A 14,884-nucleotide genomic window follows, 5' to 3' on the forward strand; every position below is an offset into this window, starting at 1 on the left:
GGGAACCCTTTAATCGTGGGCCGACGGATGACAAACGAATATGGGCTTGTGGTCGAGTACGCTGACGGCCGGTCTCCTCCAGATACAGATGCCCGGCGACACCGTCGTCGCCGCGCTCGGCGCGCTCACGATCCTGGTGTTGATCGCGCTGTCGGCGTTCTTCTCCTCGTCGGAGATCGCGATGTTCTCCCTGCCGCAGCACCGCATCGACAGCCTCGTCGAAGACGGGGTGCCGGGCTCGGAGACGGTGAAGGCGCTGAAGACCGACCCGCACCGGCTCCTCATCACGATCCTCGTCGGCAACAACATCGTCAACATCGCGATGTCCTCCATCTCCACCGGGCTGCTCGTCTACCTCGGCCTCGGGCAGGGGCAGGCCGTCACCATCGCCACCTTCGGGATCACGGCGCTCGTCCTGCTGTTCGGCGAGAGCGCGCCGAAGTCGTACGCCGTCGAGAACACCGAGTCGTGGGCGTTGCGCATCGCCCGCCCGCTGAAGCTTTCCGAGTACGTCCTCCTCCCGCTCGTGGTCCTGTTCGACTACCTGACCAGGGTCGTCAACAAGATCACCGGCGGCCGCTCGGCGATCGAGTCGTCGTACGTCACCCGCGACGAGATCCAGGACATTATCGAGACGGGCGAGCGCGAGGGCGTCATCGACGAGGAGGAGCGCGAGATGCTCGACCGCATCTTCCGGTTCAACAACACCATCGCCAAGGAGGTGATGACCCCGCGGCTCGATGTCACGGCGGTCGCGAAGGAGGACACCGTCGAGGAGGCGATCGAGACGTGCATCCAGGCCGACCACGAGCGCGTCCCCGTCTACGAGGGGAACCTCGACAACATCGTCGGCGTCGTCACGGTGCGCGACCTGGTCCGCGAGCTGCGCTACTCCGAGGGGACGCCCTCCCTGGAGCGGGTCGTCAAGCCGACGCTGCACGTCCCCGAGTCGAAGAACGCCGACGAGCTGCTCGCGGAGATGCAGGAGAACCGCCTCCAGATGGTCACCGTCATCGACGAGTTCGGCACCACGGAGGGGATCATCACGCTGGAGGACGTGGCCGAGGAGATCGTCGGCGAGATCCTCGAAGGCGACGAGTCGGCGCCGGTGGAGTTCGTCGACGACGACGTCGCCGTCGTTCAGGGGCAGGTCAACATCGACGAGGTCAACGAGATACTCGGGATCGAACTGCCCGAGGGCGAGGAGTTCGAGACGCTCGCCGGCTTCGTGTTCAACCGCGCGGGGCGGCTCGTTGAGGAGGGCGAGGAGATCGAGTTCGACGGCGTCCGGATCCGCATCGAGCGCGTCGACAACACTCGGATCATGTCCGCGCGCGTGACCGTCCTCGACGGCGGCGCCGCCGAGGCGGAGGAGTCGAGCGCGCCCGTCGAGGCCGCGGACGCGACCGACGAGGGCGCGGCGGAGGCCGACGGCGAGGGCGATCCGGTCCAGAACGACGTGGAGTGAGACGGCGCCGCCGACGGCTTCCGGACTCGGAGCGACCGTCGTCGACTGCCCATACCGACCATCGTCTCCGCAGCGTCGTCCGCGAGCGACGCGCTACCCCGCTTCAGACCGCGTAGGCGCGGGCGGCGGCGACGAGCGCCTTCCGGTAGTCGCTCTTGGAGGGGTCGTGGCCGAGGTCGAGGAAGCGCTCCTTGAACGCGTCGACGTCGACGGCGTCGGTGTCGCTCCCGGCGGCGCGCGCGAGGTCGTAGATGCGGTGGTCGGGCCCCGCGATGCCGTGGCGCTCGACCAGCGCCAGCGCGAACGCCGCGTTGACGGCCGTTATTTCGGGGTCGGCCCCCGCCGTCACCGGCGGCGAGCCGGTGCGCGACACGTCGGGGCGGTCCGCGACCGCGGCCGCCAGCGTGGATTCGAGGAACCCGAGCAGCTTGTCCGCGGGCGCCACCGAGAGCGTGATGTCGTCGGCGTAGATGTCTTTCATGTGGTTCGCGATCTGGTAGCAGTGCGCGAGCTTGCGGCGCTCCACCGTCTCGCCGGAGAGCCCGAGGTACAGCGCTTCCTCCGTCGACTGGAGGTGCGAGGGGTGGCCCTCCTCGTACCGGGCCATGTGCGCGAGCTCGTGGATCGCCAGCTCGCGCGCCATCGCGCTCGTGGCGGCCCGCCGGGAGACGTTCAGCACGTGGTGGTCGTCGTAGTGGCCGGCCCAGGTCCGCTCGTCCGGGTCCTCGCGGACCACGACGCGGACCGGCGCCTCCACGGAGCGCTCGGTCTCGAAGAGGTCCGCGGCGCCGAGAAACGGGTCGGGGGGTACGTCCCCCTGGACGCGAAGATCCATGCGTACGGTTAACACGGGCGGCCGCGATAAGTCTCTTGCGCTCGTCGAACCCCGGTTCCGCTCGCGTCCGAAGTCGACGAACCGAGGCCTTCCTGCCGGGATGCGCCGGCGTACGCTTTTGGGCCTCCTGGCCGAACCCCGATCCATGCGCATCTACGCGGCCTACGACGACGGCCTCCGGATCGTCGACCCCGCGACCGGCGCGGTCGAGACGCGCCTCTCCGGCCAGCGCGTCGAGTGCCTCTCCATCACGCGCCGCGAGGACGGGGGCGACGGCCCCGGGCGACCGCGCGTCCTCGCGGGGACGTTCGACGCGGGGCTGTTCCGGTCCGTCGACGGCGGCGAGCGGTTCGCCCGCGCGGCCGCCTCGACGCTCGGCCCCGAGGGGTCCGGTCCCGACGCGGTGACCGCGGTCGCGACGAGCCCGCACGACCCCGCGGTCGTCTGGATCGGGACGGAGCCCTCGCGGACGTACCGCTCCGCCGACGGCGGCGAGACGGCCGATCCGGTCGACGGCCTGACGGACCTCCCCTCCGCCGACGAGTGGTCGTTCCCGCCCCGGCCGGACACCCACCACGTGCGGTGGATCGAGCCCTGCCCGGCCGACCCCGAGCGGTGGCTCGTCGGTATCGAGGCGGGCGCGCTCGCCGTGACCGCGGACGGCGGCGCGACGTGGACCGACCGCCCGGCGGGCGCCCGGCGGGACACGCACGCGATGGCGACCCACCCGGACGCGCCCGACCGCGTCTACGCCGCGGCCGGCGACGGCTTCGCCGAGAGCGACGACCGCGGCGACTCGTGGCGCGTCCCCGACGCCGGCCTCGACCACGGGTACGCCTGGGGGCTCGCGGTCGACCCGGGCGACCCCGACACCGCCTTTGTCAGCGCGGCCGCGGGCGCGACGGCCGCCCACCGCCGCGGCGAGAGCTACCTCTACCGCTACCGGCGCGGCGAGGAGGGAGGAGCGGCGGACTCCGAGCGCGGTCCCGGCGCGTTCGAGCGCCTCGACGACCGCGGGTTCCCGACGGGCGAGGGCACCTACCGGGCGGTGCTGGCCGGGGGTCGGACCGCCGGGGAGGTCTGGGCGCTTTCGAACCGCGGGCTCTTCGTCACCCGCGACGCGGGCGACTCCTTCGAGCAGGTCCCGGTCGACCTCCCGGACCGGGCGGCGCGGGCGCTCGCGGTCGGCTGACGGTCGCGAGAAAGGGCTACCGCGGAGCGAGCGACGCGGTCAGTTCCGGACCGCGCCGACGATCAGGTAGACGACCGGCGTGTCGAGGACCGCGATCCCGAGCTTCAGGATGTACTGACCGAGGCCGAGCGCGAGCAGCGCCGAGGGCCCGAACACCGGACCGGCGCCGAGCAGGGTCGGCGCAACGTAGAAGGCGACGCCGACGAAGATGACGGTGTCTATCGCCTGGCTCGTCGCCGTCGACGCGAGGTTGCGGAGCCACAGCATGCGCTCGCCGGTGCGGTCGCGGATCGCGTGGAAGACGAACACGTCCCAGTTCTGACTGACGACGTACGCCAGCAGGCTCCCGGCGACGATGTTCGCCGCGGGGCCGAGCGCGGTCTGGAAGGCGGCCGACACCTCGGGGTCGACCCCGGGCGCCGCGAGCGTCGACCACACGAGCGCCAACACGAGGAAGTTCGCGAGGAACGCGACGTTGACGACCACCTGCGTCGCCCGCCGCCCGTACAGCTCCGCGTAGCAGTCCGACGCCAGGAACGTGAGCGCGTACGCCAGCGCCGCGCCGGGCAGCAGGATCTCCGGCCCGACGACCGGCAGCGCGACCGGGAGCGGCAGCGCCAGCACCTTCGCGGCCGTGAGCTGCGCGGTCGCGAGCGCGACGGTGAACAGCGTGATCAGCCCGACCGCCGCGACCGCCGACCGGTCGAGGGGGTCGGTCCGGAAGGGGCCGCTCCCGCCGGCAGCGGTCCGACTACTCATCGGTCCCTCCGCCCGACTCGGCCGCGGTCGACGTGCGGTCGCCGTCGAGCCGGTCGTGGCGGGCGTCGATCTCGTCGAGCAGGTCGAGGTTCTTGCGGATCGACGCGCGCACCGCGTCGCTGCGGTTCACGAACTTCCCGTCGTCGCCGACGTGTTCGTCGAGGTCGGCGAGCAGCTCCGCCGGGATCTCGACGCTTATCTTGGGCATACTCGTCTCGTGGACGCCGGGCGGGGATGAACGTTATTATCCGAGGATTATCCGAGGACTCTCGCGGTAGTCGAACTCGGTGCCATTCGGGCCGCGTCGAACTCGTAAACCGCTACGTTGAAGTGAGTTTACGAGTCCGTTCAGCCATGGCAACGAACACGGAGTCCGTCGACCTCGTCGGCGACGAGGCGGCGACGAACCTCGCGCGCGCCGCGCTGTTCGCGGCGCTCGTCGGCGCGTTCGCGTACGTATCGTTCCCGTTCCCGGTGTCGCCCGCGCCCGTCACGCTCCAGGTGCTCGGCGTGTTCCTCGCCGGGATCTTCCTCGGCCCCGTCTGGGGCGCCGCCGCGCTGGTCCTCTACCTCGCGGCCGGGGCGCTCGGCGCGCCGGTGTTCTCCGGCGGCGCGGCGGGCTTCGGCGAGCTCGTGGGTGCGACCGGCGGCTACCTCTGGTCGTACCCGCTCGCGGCCGGACTCGTGGGGGCGATCGCCCACCGCGGCGCCGCCCTCCGCGACCTCGACGCCGTCTCCGCCCCGCTCCTCGTGGCCGCCATGACCGCGGGGACGGTCGTCGTCTACGCGATGGGGGTCGCCGGCCTCTACCTGACGCTCGATCTCACCCTCGCCGAGTCGGTGATCCAGGGCGCCGTCGTCTTCCTCCCGGCGGAGGGCGCGAAGATGGCCGCGGCGATCGGCATCGTCCGGTCGGACGCGATCGCGGCGCGGTGAGGGGCCCGCCGTGATCGAGGTCCGGGAGGTCACCTGTCGGTACGACGGGGCCGATGAGGGCGGCGTCACGGCCGTCGACGACGTCTCCCTCTCGATCCCCGACGGCCAGTTCCTGATCGTCGCGGGCGCGAACGGCTCCGGAAAGACGACGCTGGTCCGGACGTTCAACGGGCTCGTCGACCCCGACGCCGGCCGCGTGGCGGTCAACGGGACCCCCGTCGAGACCGACCTCGTCGCGGCCCGGACCGCGGTCGGGATGGTGTTCCAGGACCCCCGGGACCAGTTCGTCGCGGCGACCGTCGGCGCCGACGTGGCCTTCGGGCCGGAGAACCTCGGCCTCGCGCACGCGGAGATAGACCGCCGCGTCGAGGCCGCACTCGACGCCGTCAACATGACCGGCCGCGAGACCGACCGGATCGCGTCGCTGTCGGGCGGCGAGCGCGAGCGGGTCGCGATCGCCGGCGCGCTGGCGATGGAGCCCGACCACCTCGTCTTGGACGAACCGTTCACCGGCCTCGACGAGCCGGCGCGTCGCTCGGTGATCGAGCGGCTCCGCGCGCTCCGCCGCGAGGGGACCGGCGTCGTCGTCGTCACCCACGACCTCCGGGACGTGTTCGGGCTCGCCGACCGCGTCGTCGGCCTGGCGGACGGCCGCGTCGCGGTCGACACCCCGCCGGCCGAGGCCGCCGCGGCGCTCCCGGGGCTCGACGTGCGCGTCCCCGAGGGCGACCCCGCCGAGCCCCGACCCAGCGACGGATGACGCTGTCGTACGTCCCCGGCGACTCGGTCGGCCACCGCCTCGACCCGCGCTCGAAGCTGCTCGTCCAGGTCGCCTTCGCGGCGGCGGCGTACGCGTACACCACGCCGCGCGGGCTCGCCGTCCTCACCCCCCTCGCCGCCGCCTGCCTCCTCGCGGCCGACGGCGGCGCCCGCGACCTCTGGGCGTACCGGGTCGCGCTGCCGTTCCTCCTCGTCGCGCCGCTGGTGGCCGGCGCGACCCTCGGCGCGCCGTGGTTTCGGGTCGAGCGCGCGGCGGACACGGGGCTCGCGAGCTACCGCGTCTTCCTGATCCTGGTCGTCGCGGCCGCGTACGTCCGGTCGACGCCGGTCCGCGAGTCGCGCGCGGCGGTCCAGCGGACGATACCGGGGCGCCCGGGCGTCTTCCTGGGCGCGGGCGTCGCGCTCGTCTTCCGGTTCCTGCCGCTCCTGCGGCGCGACCTGTTCGCGGCGCGCGACGCCATGCGGGCGCGCCTCGGCGACGAGCGCCCCGTCCGCGACCGGATGCGGATCGTCGCCGTCGCGGGGATCGACCGCGCGCTCTCCCGGGCCGACCGGCTCGGGACGGCGCTCGTCGCCCGCTGTTTCGCGTGGAACCCGACGCTCCCGCGGCTGGCGTTCCGCCGCGTCGACGCCCCGGCGCTGGCGCTCGCCGGGTGCCTGTTCGCGGCCGCCGTCCTGCGGATCGCGTGAGCGCCCCGCCGGGGGCGACCGCCTCGGGTCGGGTGAACGCCGAGCGACGACCGCCGCGTTGTGGCAAGTTTTAACCTCGCCGTATCCCGGTGATCGATCATGACTCCCCTACAGGCGGCCACCCGAGAGACCTTCTGGACGATCGGTCCGGTAGGGAAGGCGGCGTTCTACTGGCTCGCCGCCGTCGCGGTCCTCGTCTTTCTGTACGGCGTCTACGCGCGGTTCGCGGCGTACGCACGCGGCGGCGCCGACCCGCGGGACCGGCTGTCGAACCTTCCCGGCCGGGTCGCCGCCGCGACGAAGACCGTCCTCGCGAACGAGAACCAGTTCGACGGGGACCTCTACACCGGCGTGATGCACACGTTCGTGCTGTGGGGGTTCCTCGTCCTGCTCGTCGCGACGACGATCCTCGGGATCGACATCGACCTCTACCGCCCGCTCACCGGCGAGTCGTTCTGGGTCGGCGACTTCTACCTCGCCTACCAGTTCGCCGTCGACGCGTTCGGCCTGCTGTTCGTCGTCGGCGTCGGCATGGCCGCGTTCCGCCGCTACCGGCGGCGCGAGGGGCGGCTGTGGGGCAAACACACCTCCCTCGAGGACGACGCGTTCGTCTGGACGCTGTTCCTCCTCGGCGTCGGCGGCTTCCTCGTCGAGGGCGTGAGCATGGTCGGCCAGCCGCAGCGGGCGACCGAGACCGTGAGCTTCGTCGGGATGGCGCTCGCGACCGGGCTGGAGGCGGCCGGGCTCACGGCCGCGGGCGCGGAGGCGATATACGGCGCCCTCTGGTGGAGCCACTCGCTGCTCGCGTTCGCGTTCGTCGCGTGGATCCCCTACGCGAAGCCGTTCCACATGATCTCGTCGTTCGCGAACGTCGTCGCCCGCGACGAGAAGGCGGGCGCGCGGCTCCCGAACGTCCCCGCGGACCTCGATCACACCAACGCCGAGTCGCTCGACGACTTCACGTGGAAGGAGCTGATGGACGGCGACGCCTGTACCAAGTGCGGGCGGTGTACCGACGCCTGCCCCGCCGACACCGTCGGCCGGAACCTCGACCCGCGGAACGTCATCCTCGACCTGAAGTCGTACCGCGAGTCGGTGAGCGACGACCCGGTCGCGGGGAGCGGGCGGGGTGACGGGCCGATGGCGACGGACGGCGGGACTGCCGCCGCCAGCGACGGCGGCACGGTCCCCATCGTCGCCGACGAGGGCGGCGTCATCGACGCCGAGTCGATGGAGTCGTGTATGTCCTGTATGGCGTGTATGGACGCCTGCCCCGTCGACATCGAACACCTCACCTCCTTCACGAAGATGAACCGCCAGCTCGTCGACGAGGGGGCAGTCGACTCGAACCTCCAGGACGTGTTCCAAGACGTGATGGGGAAGGGGAACACCTTCGGGGAGTCGCAGTCGGCCCGCGGCGACTGGACCGACGACCTCGACGACGCCGTCGACGTGCCGGACGCCCGCGAGACCGAGGTCGAGTACCTCTGGTACGTCGGCGACTACCCGAGCTTCGACGACCGGAACAAGAAGGTCGCCCGCGCGCTCGCCCGCCTGTTCGACGAGGCCGACGTGTCGTTCGGCATCCTGTTCGACGACGAGAAGACGGACGGCAACGACATCCGGCGGATCGGCGAGGAGTTCCTCTACCTCGAACTCGCCGGTCACCACGTCGAGACGTTCGCGGACTGCGAGTTCGAGAACATCGTCTGTACCGACCCGCACTCGTACAACACCATCAAAAACGAGTACCCCGAGGTCGACTTCGCGGAGTTCGCGGACGACCCGATGATGCCGTTCGACCGCGAGGAGCCGTGGAACGCGGACGGCGCGGTCGACGTGTTCCACTGGACGCAGGTGGTCGAGGAGCTGGTCGACGAGGGGCGGCTCGGCCTCGCCGGCGACGAGCTCGACTACACCGTCACCTACCACGACCCCTGCCACCTCGGCCGGTACAACGACGAGTACGAGGCGCCCCGCGAGCTGATCCGGGCGACCGGCGCCGACCTCTACGAGATGCCCCGCTCGCGGGACGACTCGTTCTGCTGTGGCGGCGGCGGCGGCGGCCTCTGGACCGAACACGACGAGGCGGTCAAGCCGAGCGAGGAGCGCCTCCGCGAGGCGGTCGAGGACACCGACGCGGGCGCCGCGATAGAGAAGTTCGTCGTCGCCTGCCCGATGTGTACGACGATGTTCGAGGACGGTCGGAAGACGGGGAACTTCGAGGACGACGTGGAGATCGTCGACGTCGCGGAGCTGCTGATCGAGGCGGTGGAGGCCGGCTCGTAGCGGCCGGAATTCGCCGCTCTCGGTCGGGGCTGAGCCTCTCGCGGCGGGGACTCGCACCCAGCGTCCGTCGGTCCTACGCGTGGCTCGACCGCGCGTCGACCGCGTCGTCGGTGCGCCGCAACAGCGCCCGCCCGGGGGCGCGGTCGCGGACCGGCGCGTCGCCGAGGTAGTCGACGAGCGCGTCTCTGAGCAGGGCGATTCCCTCGTCGTCGAGTGCCGCGCCCCGCTCTATCGACTCGATCGAACGGTGGTACGGCCTGTCGTCGTCGGTGGCGGCGGTCGCGGCGTCGATCAGCGCGGCGTGGGCGACCCACGCCTCCTCCCTGGAGGTCGTCGGCGCGGGCGGCCCGTCGGTCGTGGGAGGGGTCATTCGTCCGGGTTCTCCCGGTACGGGGACTTAAAACTACGTCCCGGGCTGCTCGCTTCTCGGCCGCGACCATCGCTCGGGTGGCTATATACCGCTATATAGGAAACATACAGAAACGTACCCGTACCGGGCCGTACGCGTTCCCCCGTACCGCTCATAGCATACTACTTAACCGGAACTCGCTCATCAACTGGTGATGGCTTCCAGCCACGACGCGGACGCAACGGGAATCACACGGCGCAAATCGCTCGCGGCGATCGCCGGCGCCGGGGCGCTGGGACTCGCGGGCTGTACCCAGAGCTCCGACGGCGGGGACGGCTCGGACGGCGGCGACGAGCTCTCCGGAGCGATCAACATCGCCGGTTCGAGCACGGTGTTCCCGCTGATGAGCGCGATCATGGAGGACTTCGCCGAGGAGCACCCCGGCGTCGACCCCGACATCAGTTCGACCGGGTCCGGCGGCGGCTTCTCGAACTTCTTCTGTACGGGCGACACCGACTTCAACAACGCCAGCCGCCCGATCCAGCCGGCCGAGGAGGAGCTGTGCGCGGAGAACGGCGTCGAGTACATCGAACTGATCGCGGCGACCGACGCGCTCACGGTCGTCGTCAACCCCGACGCCGACTGGATCGACTCGCTCACGACCGAGGAGCTCGCGCAGATCTGGAAGTCGGACCCCGCCCAGACGTGGGACGAGGTCCGCGACGAGTTCCCGAACGAGGAGATAAACCGCTTCGGCGCCGCCGACACCTCCGGCACCTACGACTACTTCATCGAGGCGATCCTCGGCGAGGAAGGCCACACCAGCGACTACCAGGCGACCGAGCAGGACAACAGCATCGCCAACGGCGTCGCCGGCGACGAGTACGCCATCGGCTACTTCGGGTTCGCGTACTACTTCCAGAACCCCGACCAGCTGAAGGCGCTCGGGATCGACGACGGCGACGGGCCGGTCGAACCGAGCCTCGAAACGGCGTCGTCGGGCGAGTACACGCCGCTCTCGCGGCCCCTGTTCACCTACCCGTCGATCGAGTCGCTCGGCGAGGAGCACATCGCGGAGTTCGCCCGGTACTTCGTCGAGCAGACGACGAACGAGGACCTCGTCGCCGGCGACGTGGGGTACGTGCCCGCCACCGAGGAGACGCAGGAAGCGCAGATGGAGAAGCTCGAAGACGCGATCGAGCGGGCCCAGGGATAGCGCCCGCGCGATGAACCGGTGTATTGATTTACGACAGCGTTCGATACCTCACCGTTCGTGACTGACAGCACAGAGAGTCCCGACCTGAGCCGGCGGGGCGGGCTCACACGACTGAAGGAAGGAACCTACGGCGGCCTGTTCGCGGCGTGCGCGGCGATCACGCTGCTCACGACGGCCGCGATCTTCGTCACCCTCCTGTCCGACGCGGTGGTGTTCTTCCGGGCGATACCGATCACCGAGTTCCTCACCGGCACCAACTGGAGCCCGAACCCGGCCGGCGGGGGGCAGGTGTTCGGGATCGTCCCGCTGCTGATCGGAACGATCACGGTGACGATCACCGCGGCGTTCATCTCCATCCCGATCGGGACGCTCACCGCCATCTACCTCAGCGAGTACGCGACCCCGAACGCCCGGTCGATCCTGAAGCCTCTCCTCGAGATCCTCGCCGGGATCCCGACGGTCGTGTACGGCTACTTCGCGTTGGTGTACGTCACGCCCGCGCTGAAGGCGACGCTGTTCCCGGAGATGAGCACGTTCAACGCGCTCGCGGCGTCGATCATGGTCGGGATCATGACGATCCCGATGGTGTCGTCGATCTCCGAGGACGCCATGAGCGCGGTGCCGGACGAGCTGCGCCAGGCCGGCTACGGGCTCGGCGCGACCAAGTTCGAGGTGTCGACGGGCATCGTCGTCCCGGCGTCGATCTCCGGGATCGCCTCCTCGTACATCCTCGCCGTCTCCCGCGCCATCGGCGAGACGATGATCGTCGTCGTCGCGATGGGCGCGCAGGCGCGGATGCCCGAGGTCCAACAGGCGCTGTTCGGGATCCCGTTCGTCAACCCCGCCGACGTGCTCCTCCAGTCCGGGATGACGATCACCGTCGCGATGGTCCAGATCACCGGCGGCGACCTCACCGGCGGCACGCTCCCGTACAACTCCATGTTCGCGCTCGGCCTCGCGCTGTTCGCGGTAACGCTCGTTATGAACGTGATCAGTGACATCATCGCACAACGCTACCGGGAGGAGTACTGATGGCGACCGAAAACTCGAACGCCGACGGGTTCGGCGAGGTCAGCCGGGTGCGGGGGATCGCCTTCGAGTACCTCTCGTTCGGCGCGAGCGTCTTCGGCCTCGTCGCGCTCGGCGTGCTGCTCGTGTACGTCGCCATCGACGCCTTCGACCTGGCGAACGCCAGCCCCGCGTGGCTGCTGACCTACTTCCTCACGCTCGTCGTCCCGTTCCTCGCGTTCTGCCTGTACAGCGCGGACGACCCGGAGGTCACCCGGCGCGCGCTCGGCGCGCTCGGCGGCGGGCTCGTCGCCGTCGCGGTGCTTTTCACCGCGGTCGAGGCGCTCGTGACGCCGATCCCGCGGCTCAACTGGCAGCTCGCGTACCTCTTCGTCGTCGCCGCCCCCGTCACGGCGTACCTCGCGTACGTCGGGAGCCGCGGCCGCGTCGGCGCGGTCGGCTTCGGGCTCTTGGGGCGGCTCGTCGGCGGGGTCGCCATCGGCCTCGCGGTCGGCACGCTGTTCCTGGTGTTCGACGCGCTGCTGTGGTTCCTCGCGTACACCCTCGGCGTCCTCCCAGCCGTCGGACTGTACGCCTTCGGCCGGGCCCGCGACGAGGCGCGGGCGCGGACCGCGGCGGCGCCGGCCGGACTCGTCGGACTGGTCGCCGCGGTGATCCTCCGCGGCGTGGTCGCGACGTACCCCTCCGACCTCATCATCTACCTCTGGACCGTCGCGGTCCCGGTCGCGGCCGCGGGGGCGCTCCTCGTCGCCGACCGTCGGAGCCGAACCGCCGGGGCCGTCGTCGGCGGCGTCCCGCTCGCGCTCGCGACCGCCGGCGGGTTCCTGGCGGCGGGCGCCGGGCTGCCGGCCCCCACGGTCCTCCTCGCGCTCGTCCTCACCGGCGTGCCGACCGCGGTGTACGTCTCCCGCGTCGTCGACGCCGGCGAGGGGCTCGCCGGGCTCGGGCTCCCGCTGCTGCTCGCCGCCGGCGTGGTCGCCGGGGCGCTGATCGTCGAGGCGCTGGGGGTCCCCGCGCCGGACCCGTGGCTCGACCCCTCGTACCTCACCGAGGCGCCCTCTCGGACCCCGACGGAGGCGGGCCTGTACCCGGCCATCGTCGGCTCCGTCATCATCATCGCGATGGTCGCGGTGCTGTCGTTCGCGCTCGGCGTCGGCACCTCCGTCTTCCTGGAGGAGTACACCCCGGAGAGCGGGCCGCTCGGGACGCTGACCCGGATCCTCCAGGTCAACATCGCGAACCTCGCGGCCGTCCCGTCGGTCGTCTACGGCCTCCTCGGTTTGGGGCTGTTCGCGAACCTCCTCGGGCTCGGGATCGGGACGGCGGTGACCGCGGCGCTGACGCTGTCGCTGCTCATCCTGCCGATCACGATCATCTCCGCGCAGGAGGCGATCCGGTCGGTCCCGGACGACCTCCGGCGCGGCTCCGACGCCATGGGCGCGACGCGCTGGCAGACGACGAAGAACGTCGTGTTACCCGAGGCGATGCCGGGGATCCTCACCGGGACGATCCTCGCGCTCGGCCGGGCGATCGGGGAGACGGCGCCGCTGATCATGATCGGCGCGGCGACGACGGTGTTCCGGGCGCCGGACAGCCTGTTCAGCCGGTTCAGCGCCATGCCGATGCAGATCTACACGTGGGCCGGCTTCCCGCAGGCCGACTTCCGGTACGGCGTCGTCGCCGCAGGCGTTATCACGCTGCTGATCATTCTCGTCGGCATGAACGGAACGGCCATCCTGCTGCGGAACCGCGCGGAACGGGGGAGCTAACATGAGTAACAGCACAACAGACGACTCGCTCATCACGACGGAGGTACAGGCGGACTCGAACGACGACCGCGCGGCGCCCGCCGCCGGCACCGCGGTGGCGGCCCGGAACCTCGACGTCTTCTACGGCGACGAGCAGGCGATCGACGACGTGACGATGGAGATCCCGGAGAAGCGCGTCACCGCGCTCATCGGCCCCTCCGGCTGCGGGAAGTCGACGTTCCTCCGGTGCATCAACCGGATGAACGACATGATCGAGATCTGCCGCGTCGAGGGCGACGTGGAGTTCGGCGGGAAGAACGTGTACGACGACGACGTCGACCCCGTCGCCTTACGCCGGAAGATCGGGATGGTGTTCCAGAAGCCGAACCCGTTCCCGAAGTCGATCCGCGACAACGTCGCGTACGGCCTGAAGATCCAGGACTTCGACGGCGACGTCGACCAGCGCGTCGAGGAGTCGCTGAAGGGCGCCGCGCTGTGGGACGAGGTGAAAGACCAGCTGGACTCCTCGGGGCTCGAACTCTCCGGCGGGCAACAGCAGCGGCTCTGTATCGCCCGCGCCATCGCGCCGGACCCGGAGGTCATCCTGATGGACGAGCCGACCTCCGCGCTCGACCCCGTCGCGGCCTCGAAGATCGAGGACCTGATCGACGACCTCGCGGAGGAGTACACCGTCATCATCGTCACGCACAACATGCAGCAGGCGGCCCGCATCTCCGACCGGACGGCCGTCTTCCTCACGGGCGGCGAGCTGGTCGAGTACGACGACACCGCGAAGATCTTCGAGGACCCCGAAGAGCAGCGCGTCGAGGACTACATCACCGGGAAGTTCGGATAGATGCCCCGCGAGAACTATCAGGAGCGGCTCGACGCGCTCCGGGACGGCGTGGTCGCGATGGGCGAGACCGTCTGCGACCGGCTCGACGACGCCGTCGAGGCCGCGGTCTCCGGCGACGACGAGCTCGCCCGCTCGGTGATCGAGAGCGACCACGAGGTCAACGAGACGTACCTGTCGCTGGAAGACGAGTGTACCGAGCTGCTGGCGCTTCAGCAGCCGGTGGCCGGCGACCTCCGGCTCGTCGCCGCCTCGTTCAAGATCATCACCGACCTCGAACGGGTCGCCGACCTCGCGACGAACGTCGCGGCGTACGGCGGTCCGGACGGCGGCGTCCACCCCGCGGTCGACGTGCGCGACCTCGGCGACGCCGCCCGCGAGATGGTCGCCGACGCGGTCGCGGCCTACGCGGCGCGCGACCCGGACGCCTGCCGCGAGATTGCCGCCAGCGACGACGCGTTCGACGACCGGTGTCGGGCGGCGAGCGAGGCGGTCGTCCGCGAGCTGCTGGAGGCCGACCGCGCCCGCAACGCGGCCCGCGACGGCCCGGCGCCGACCGACGGCGAGGCGCTCGAAGCATCCCTCGACGAGGTGTCGCAGGCGCTGCTCGCGGTGCGCGACCTCGAACGGATCGCGGACCACGCGGTCAACGTCGCGGCGCGGACGCTGTACATGATCGAGAACGACGACGACCTGATCTACTGAGCGGCGCGTTCGCGGCCCGCTCCGCCGCGAGCGCG

General features: G+C 70.9%; 15 protein-coding genes. 11 read left to right on the top strand and 4 right to left on the bottom strand.

Translation table 11 applies throughout. The features are described 5' to 3' along the window. Window positions 1-40: 40 nt before the first annotated feature. The gene (locus DVK05_RS00965) at window positions 41-1,468 is read left to right on the top strand and encodes a hemolysin family protein (protein ID WP_121561585.1); all 1,428 of its coding nucleotides are present in this window, start codon (window positions 41-43) and stop codon (window positions 1,466-1,468) included. 103 nt (window positions 1,469-1,571) lie between these two features. On the opposite strand, the gene DVK05_RS00970 is transcribed toward DVK05_RS00965, so the two are convergent. Further along, window positions 1,572-2,303 carry a DUF5781 family protein gene (locus DVK05_RS00970; protein ID WP_121561586.1) on the bottom strand — a complete coding sequence of 244 codons (732 nt, stop codon included), beginning with the start codon at window positions 2,301-2,303 and terminating at the stop codon, window positions 1,572-1,574. 145 nt (window positions 2,304-2,448) lie between these two features. On the opposite strand from DVK05_RS00970, the gene DVK05_RS00975 reads away from it, so the two are divergent. Continuing rightward, window positions 2,449-3,495: a hypothetical protein gene (locus DVK05_RS00975; RefSeq protein WP_121561587.1), complete on the top strand. Its 1,047-nt coding sequence runs from the start codon at window positions 2,449-2,451 to the stop codon at window positions 3,493-3,495. A gap of 39 nt (window positions 3,496-3,534) precedes the next feature. Here the strand turns inward: DVK05_RS00975 and DVK05_RS00980 are convergent, their stop codons facing one another. After that, window positions 3,535-4,254 (bottom strand): queuosine precursor transporter, encoded by a 720-nt coding sequence (locus tag DVK05_RS00980; RefSeq protein WP_121561588.1) that lies wholly within the window; start codon window positions 4,252-4,254, stop codon window positions 3,535-3,537. Then, window positions 4,247-4,462, bottom strand: coding sequence for a type II toxin-antitoxin system ParD family antitoxin (locus DVK05_RS00985; protein ID WP_121561589.1), 216 nt, complete (start codon window positions 4,460-4,462; stop codon window positions 4,247-4,249). The genes DVK05_RS00980 and DVK05_RS00985 overlap by 8 nt, the downstream gene beginning before the upstream one ends. A gap of 146 nt (window positions 4,463-4,608) precedes the next feature. On the opposite strand from DVK05_RS00985, the gene DVK05_RS00990 reads away from it, so the two are divergent. The 4 genes from DVK05_RS00990 (at window position 4,609) to DVK05_RS01005 (ending at window position 8,949) form a co-directional block, all read left to right on the top strand. Then, window positions 4,609-5,190 carry a biotin transporter BioY gene (locus tag DVK05_RS00990; RefSeq protein WP_053771813.1) on the top strand — a complete coding sequence of 194 codons (582 nt, stop codon included), beginning with the start codon at window positions 4,609-4,611 and terminating at the stop codon, window positions 5,188-5,190. A 10-nt stretch (window positions 5,191-5,200) separates the two neighbouring features. Next, a complete protein-coding gene (locus DVK05_RS00995) occupies window positions 5,201-5,950 on the top strand; it encodes an energy-coupling factor ABC transporter ATP-binding protein (RefSeq protein WP_121561590.1) in 750 nt (249 codons plus the stop codon). After that, a complete protein-coding gene (locus tag DVK05_RS01000; protein WP_121561591.1) occupies window positions 5,947-6,660 on the top strand; it encodes an energy-coupling factor transporter transmembrane protein EcfT in 714 nt (237 codons plus the stop codon). Before DVK05_RS00995 ends, DVK05_RS01000 begins: the two co-directional genes overlap by 4 nt. 99 nt (window positions 6,661-6,759) lie before the next feature. Further along, window positions 6,760-8,949 (top strand): (Fe-S)-binding protein, encoded by a 2,190-nt coding sequence (locus DVK05_RS01005; protein WP_121561592.1) that lies wholly within the window; start codon window positions 6,760-6,762, stop codon window positions 8,947-8,949. Window positions 8,950-9,022: 73 nt separating this feature from the next. On the opposite strand, the gene DVK05_RS01010 is transcribed toward DVK05_RS01005, so the two are convergent. Beyond that, window positions 9,023-9,319, bottom strand: a complete 297-nt coding sequence (locus tag DVK05_RS01010; protein WP_121561593.1) for a hypothetical protein — start codon at window positions 9,317-9,319, stop codon at window positions 9,023-9,025. 193 nt (window positions 9,320-9,512) lie between these two features. On the opposite strand from DVK05_RS01010, the gene DVK05_RS01015 reads away from it, so the two are divergent. Genes DVK05_RS01015 through phoU form a run of 5 tightly spaced genes read left to right on the top strand, consistent with a single transcriptional unit; the run spans window position 9,513 to window position 14,849 of the window. After that, the gene (locus DVK05_RS01015; RefSeq protein ID WP_121561594.1) at window positions 9,513-10,514 is read left to right on the top strand and encodes a PstS family phosphate ABC transporter substrate-binding protein; all 1,002 of its coding nucleotides are present in this window, start codon (window positions 9,513-9,515) and stop codon (window positions 10,512-10,514) included. A 57-nt stretch (window positions 10,515-10,571) separates the two neighbouring features. Further along, the gene (gene pstC / locus DVK05_RS01020) at window positions 10,572-11,546 is read left to right on the top strand and encodes a phosphate ABC transporter permease subunit PstC (RefSeq protein WP_121561595.1); all 975 of its coding nucleotides are present in this window, start codon (window positions 10,572-10,574) and stop codon (window positions 11,544-11,546) included. Further along, window positions 11,546-13,312, top strand: coding sequence for a phosphate ABC transporter permease PstA (gene pstA, locus DVK05_RS01025; RefSeq protein ID WP_121561596.1), 1,767 nt, complete (start codon window positions 11,546-11,548; stop codon window positions 13,310-13,312). The genes pstC and pstA overlap by 1 nt, the downstream gene beginning before the upstream one ends. Window position 13,313: 1 nt before the next feature. Then, window positions 13,314-14,147 (top strand): phosphate ABC transporter ATP-binding protein PstB, encoded by an 834-nt coding sequence (gene pstB, locus DVK05_RS01030; RefSeq protein WP_121561597.1) that lies wholly within the window; start codon window positions 13,314-13,316, stop codon window positions 14,145-14,147. Further along, window positions 14,148-14,849, top strand: a complete 702-nt coding sequence (phoU, locus tag DVK05_RS01035; protein WP_121561598.1) for a phosphate signaling complex protein PhoU — start codon at window positions 14,148-14,150, stop codon at window positions 14,847-14,849. Window positions 14,850-14,884: the final 35 nt, after the last annotated feature.

The organism is Halorubrum sp. Atlit-8R (genome assembly GCF_003666025.1).
Classification (GTDB): Archaea; Halobacteriota; Halobacteria; order Halobacteriales; family Haloferacaceae; genus Halorubrum; species Halorubrum salinarum.

What these genes read in the sequence shown, in the direction of transcription:
- DVK05_RS00965 (WP_121561585.1), top strand. Translation starts at nt 41, where the DNA reads ATGGGCTTGTGGTCGAGTACGCTGACGGCCGGTCTCCTCCAGATACAG.
- DVK05_RS00970 (WP_121561586.1), bottom strand. Translation starts at nt 2,303, where the DNA reads ATGGATCTTCGCGTCCAGGGGGACGTACCCCCCGACCCGTTTCTCGGC.
- DVK05_RS00975 (WP_121561587.1), top strand. Translation starts at nt 2,449, where the DNA reads ATGCGCATCTACGCGGCCTACGACGACGGCCTCCGGATCGTCGACCCC.
- DVK05_RS00980 (WP_121561588.1), bottom strand. Translation starts at nt 4,254, where the DNA reads ATGAGTAGTCGGACCGCTGCCGGCGGGAGCGGCCCCTTCCGGACCGAC.
- DVK05_RS00985 (WP_121561589.1), bottom strand. Translation starts at nt 4,462, where the DNA reads ATGCCCAAGATAAGCGTCGAGATCCCGGCGGAGCTGCTCGCCGACCTC.
- DVK05_RS00990 (WP_053771813.1), top strand. Translation starts at nt 4,609, where the DNA reads ATGGCAACGAACACGGAGTCCGTCGACCTCGTCGGCGACGAGGCGGCG.
- DVK05_RS01000 (WP_121561591.1), top strand. Translation starts at nt 5,947, where the DNA reads ATGACGCTGTCGTACGTCCCCGGCGACTCGGTCGGCCACCGCCTCGAC.
- DVK05_RS01005 (WP_121561592.1), top strand. Translation starts at nt 6,760, where the DNA reads ATGACTCCCCTACAGGCGGCCACCCGAGAGACCTTCTGGACGATCGGT.
- DVK05_RS01010 (WP_121561593.1), bottom strand. Translation starts at nt 9,319, where the DNA reads ATGACCCCTCCCACGACCGACGGGCCGCCCGCGCCGACGACCTCCAGG.
- DVK05_RS01015 (WP_121561594.1), top strand. Translation starts at nt 9,513, where the DNA reads ATGGCTTCCAGCCACGACGCGGACGCAACGGGAATCACACGGCGCAAA.
- pstA (WP_121561596.1), top strand. Translation starts at nt 11,546, where the DNA reads ATGGCGACCGAAAACTCGAACGCCGACGGGTTCGGCGAGGTCAGCCGG.
- pstB (WP_121561597.1), top strand. Translation starts at nt 13,314, where the DNA reads ATGAGTAACAGCACAACAGACGACTCGCTCATCACGACGGAGGTACAG.
- phoU (WP_121561598.1), top strand. Translation starts at nt 14,148, where the DNA reads ATGCCCCGCGAGAACTATCAGGAGCGGCTCGACGCGCTCCGGGACGGC.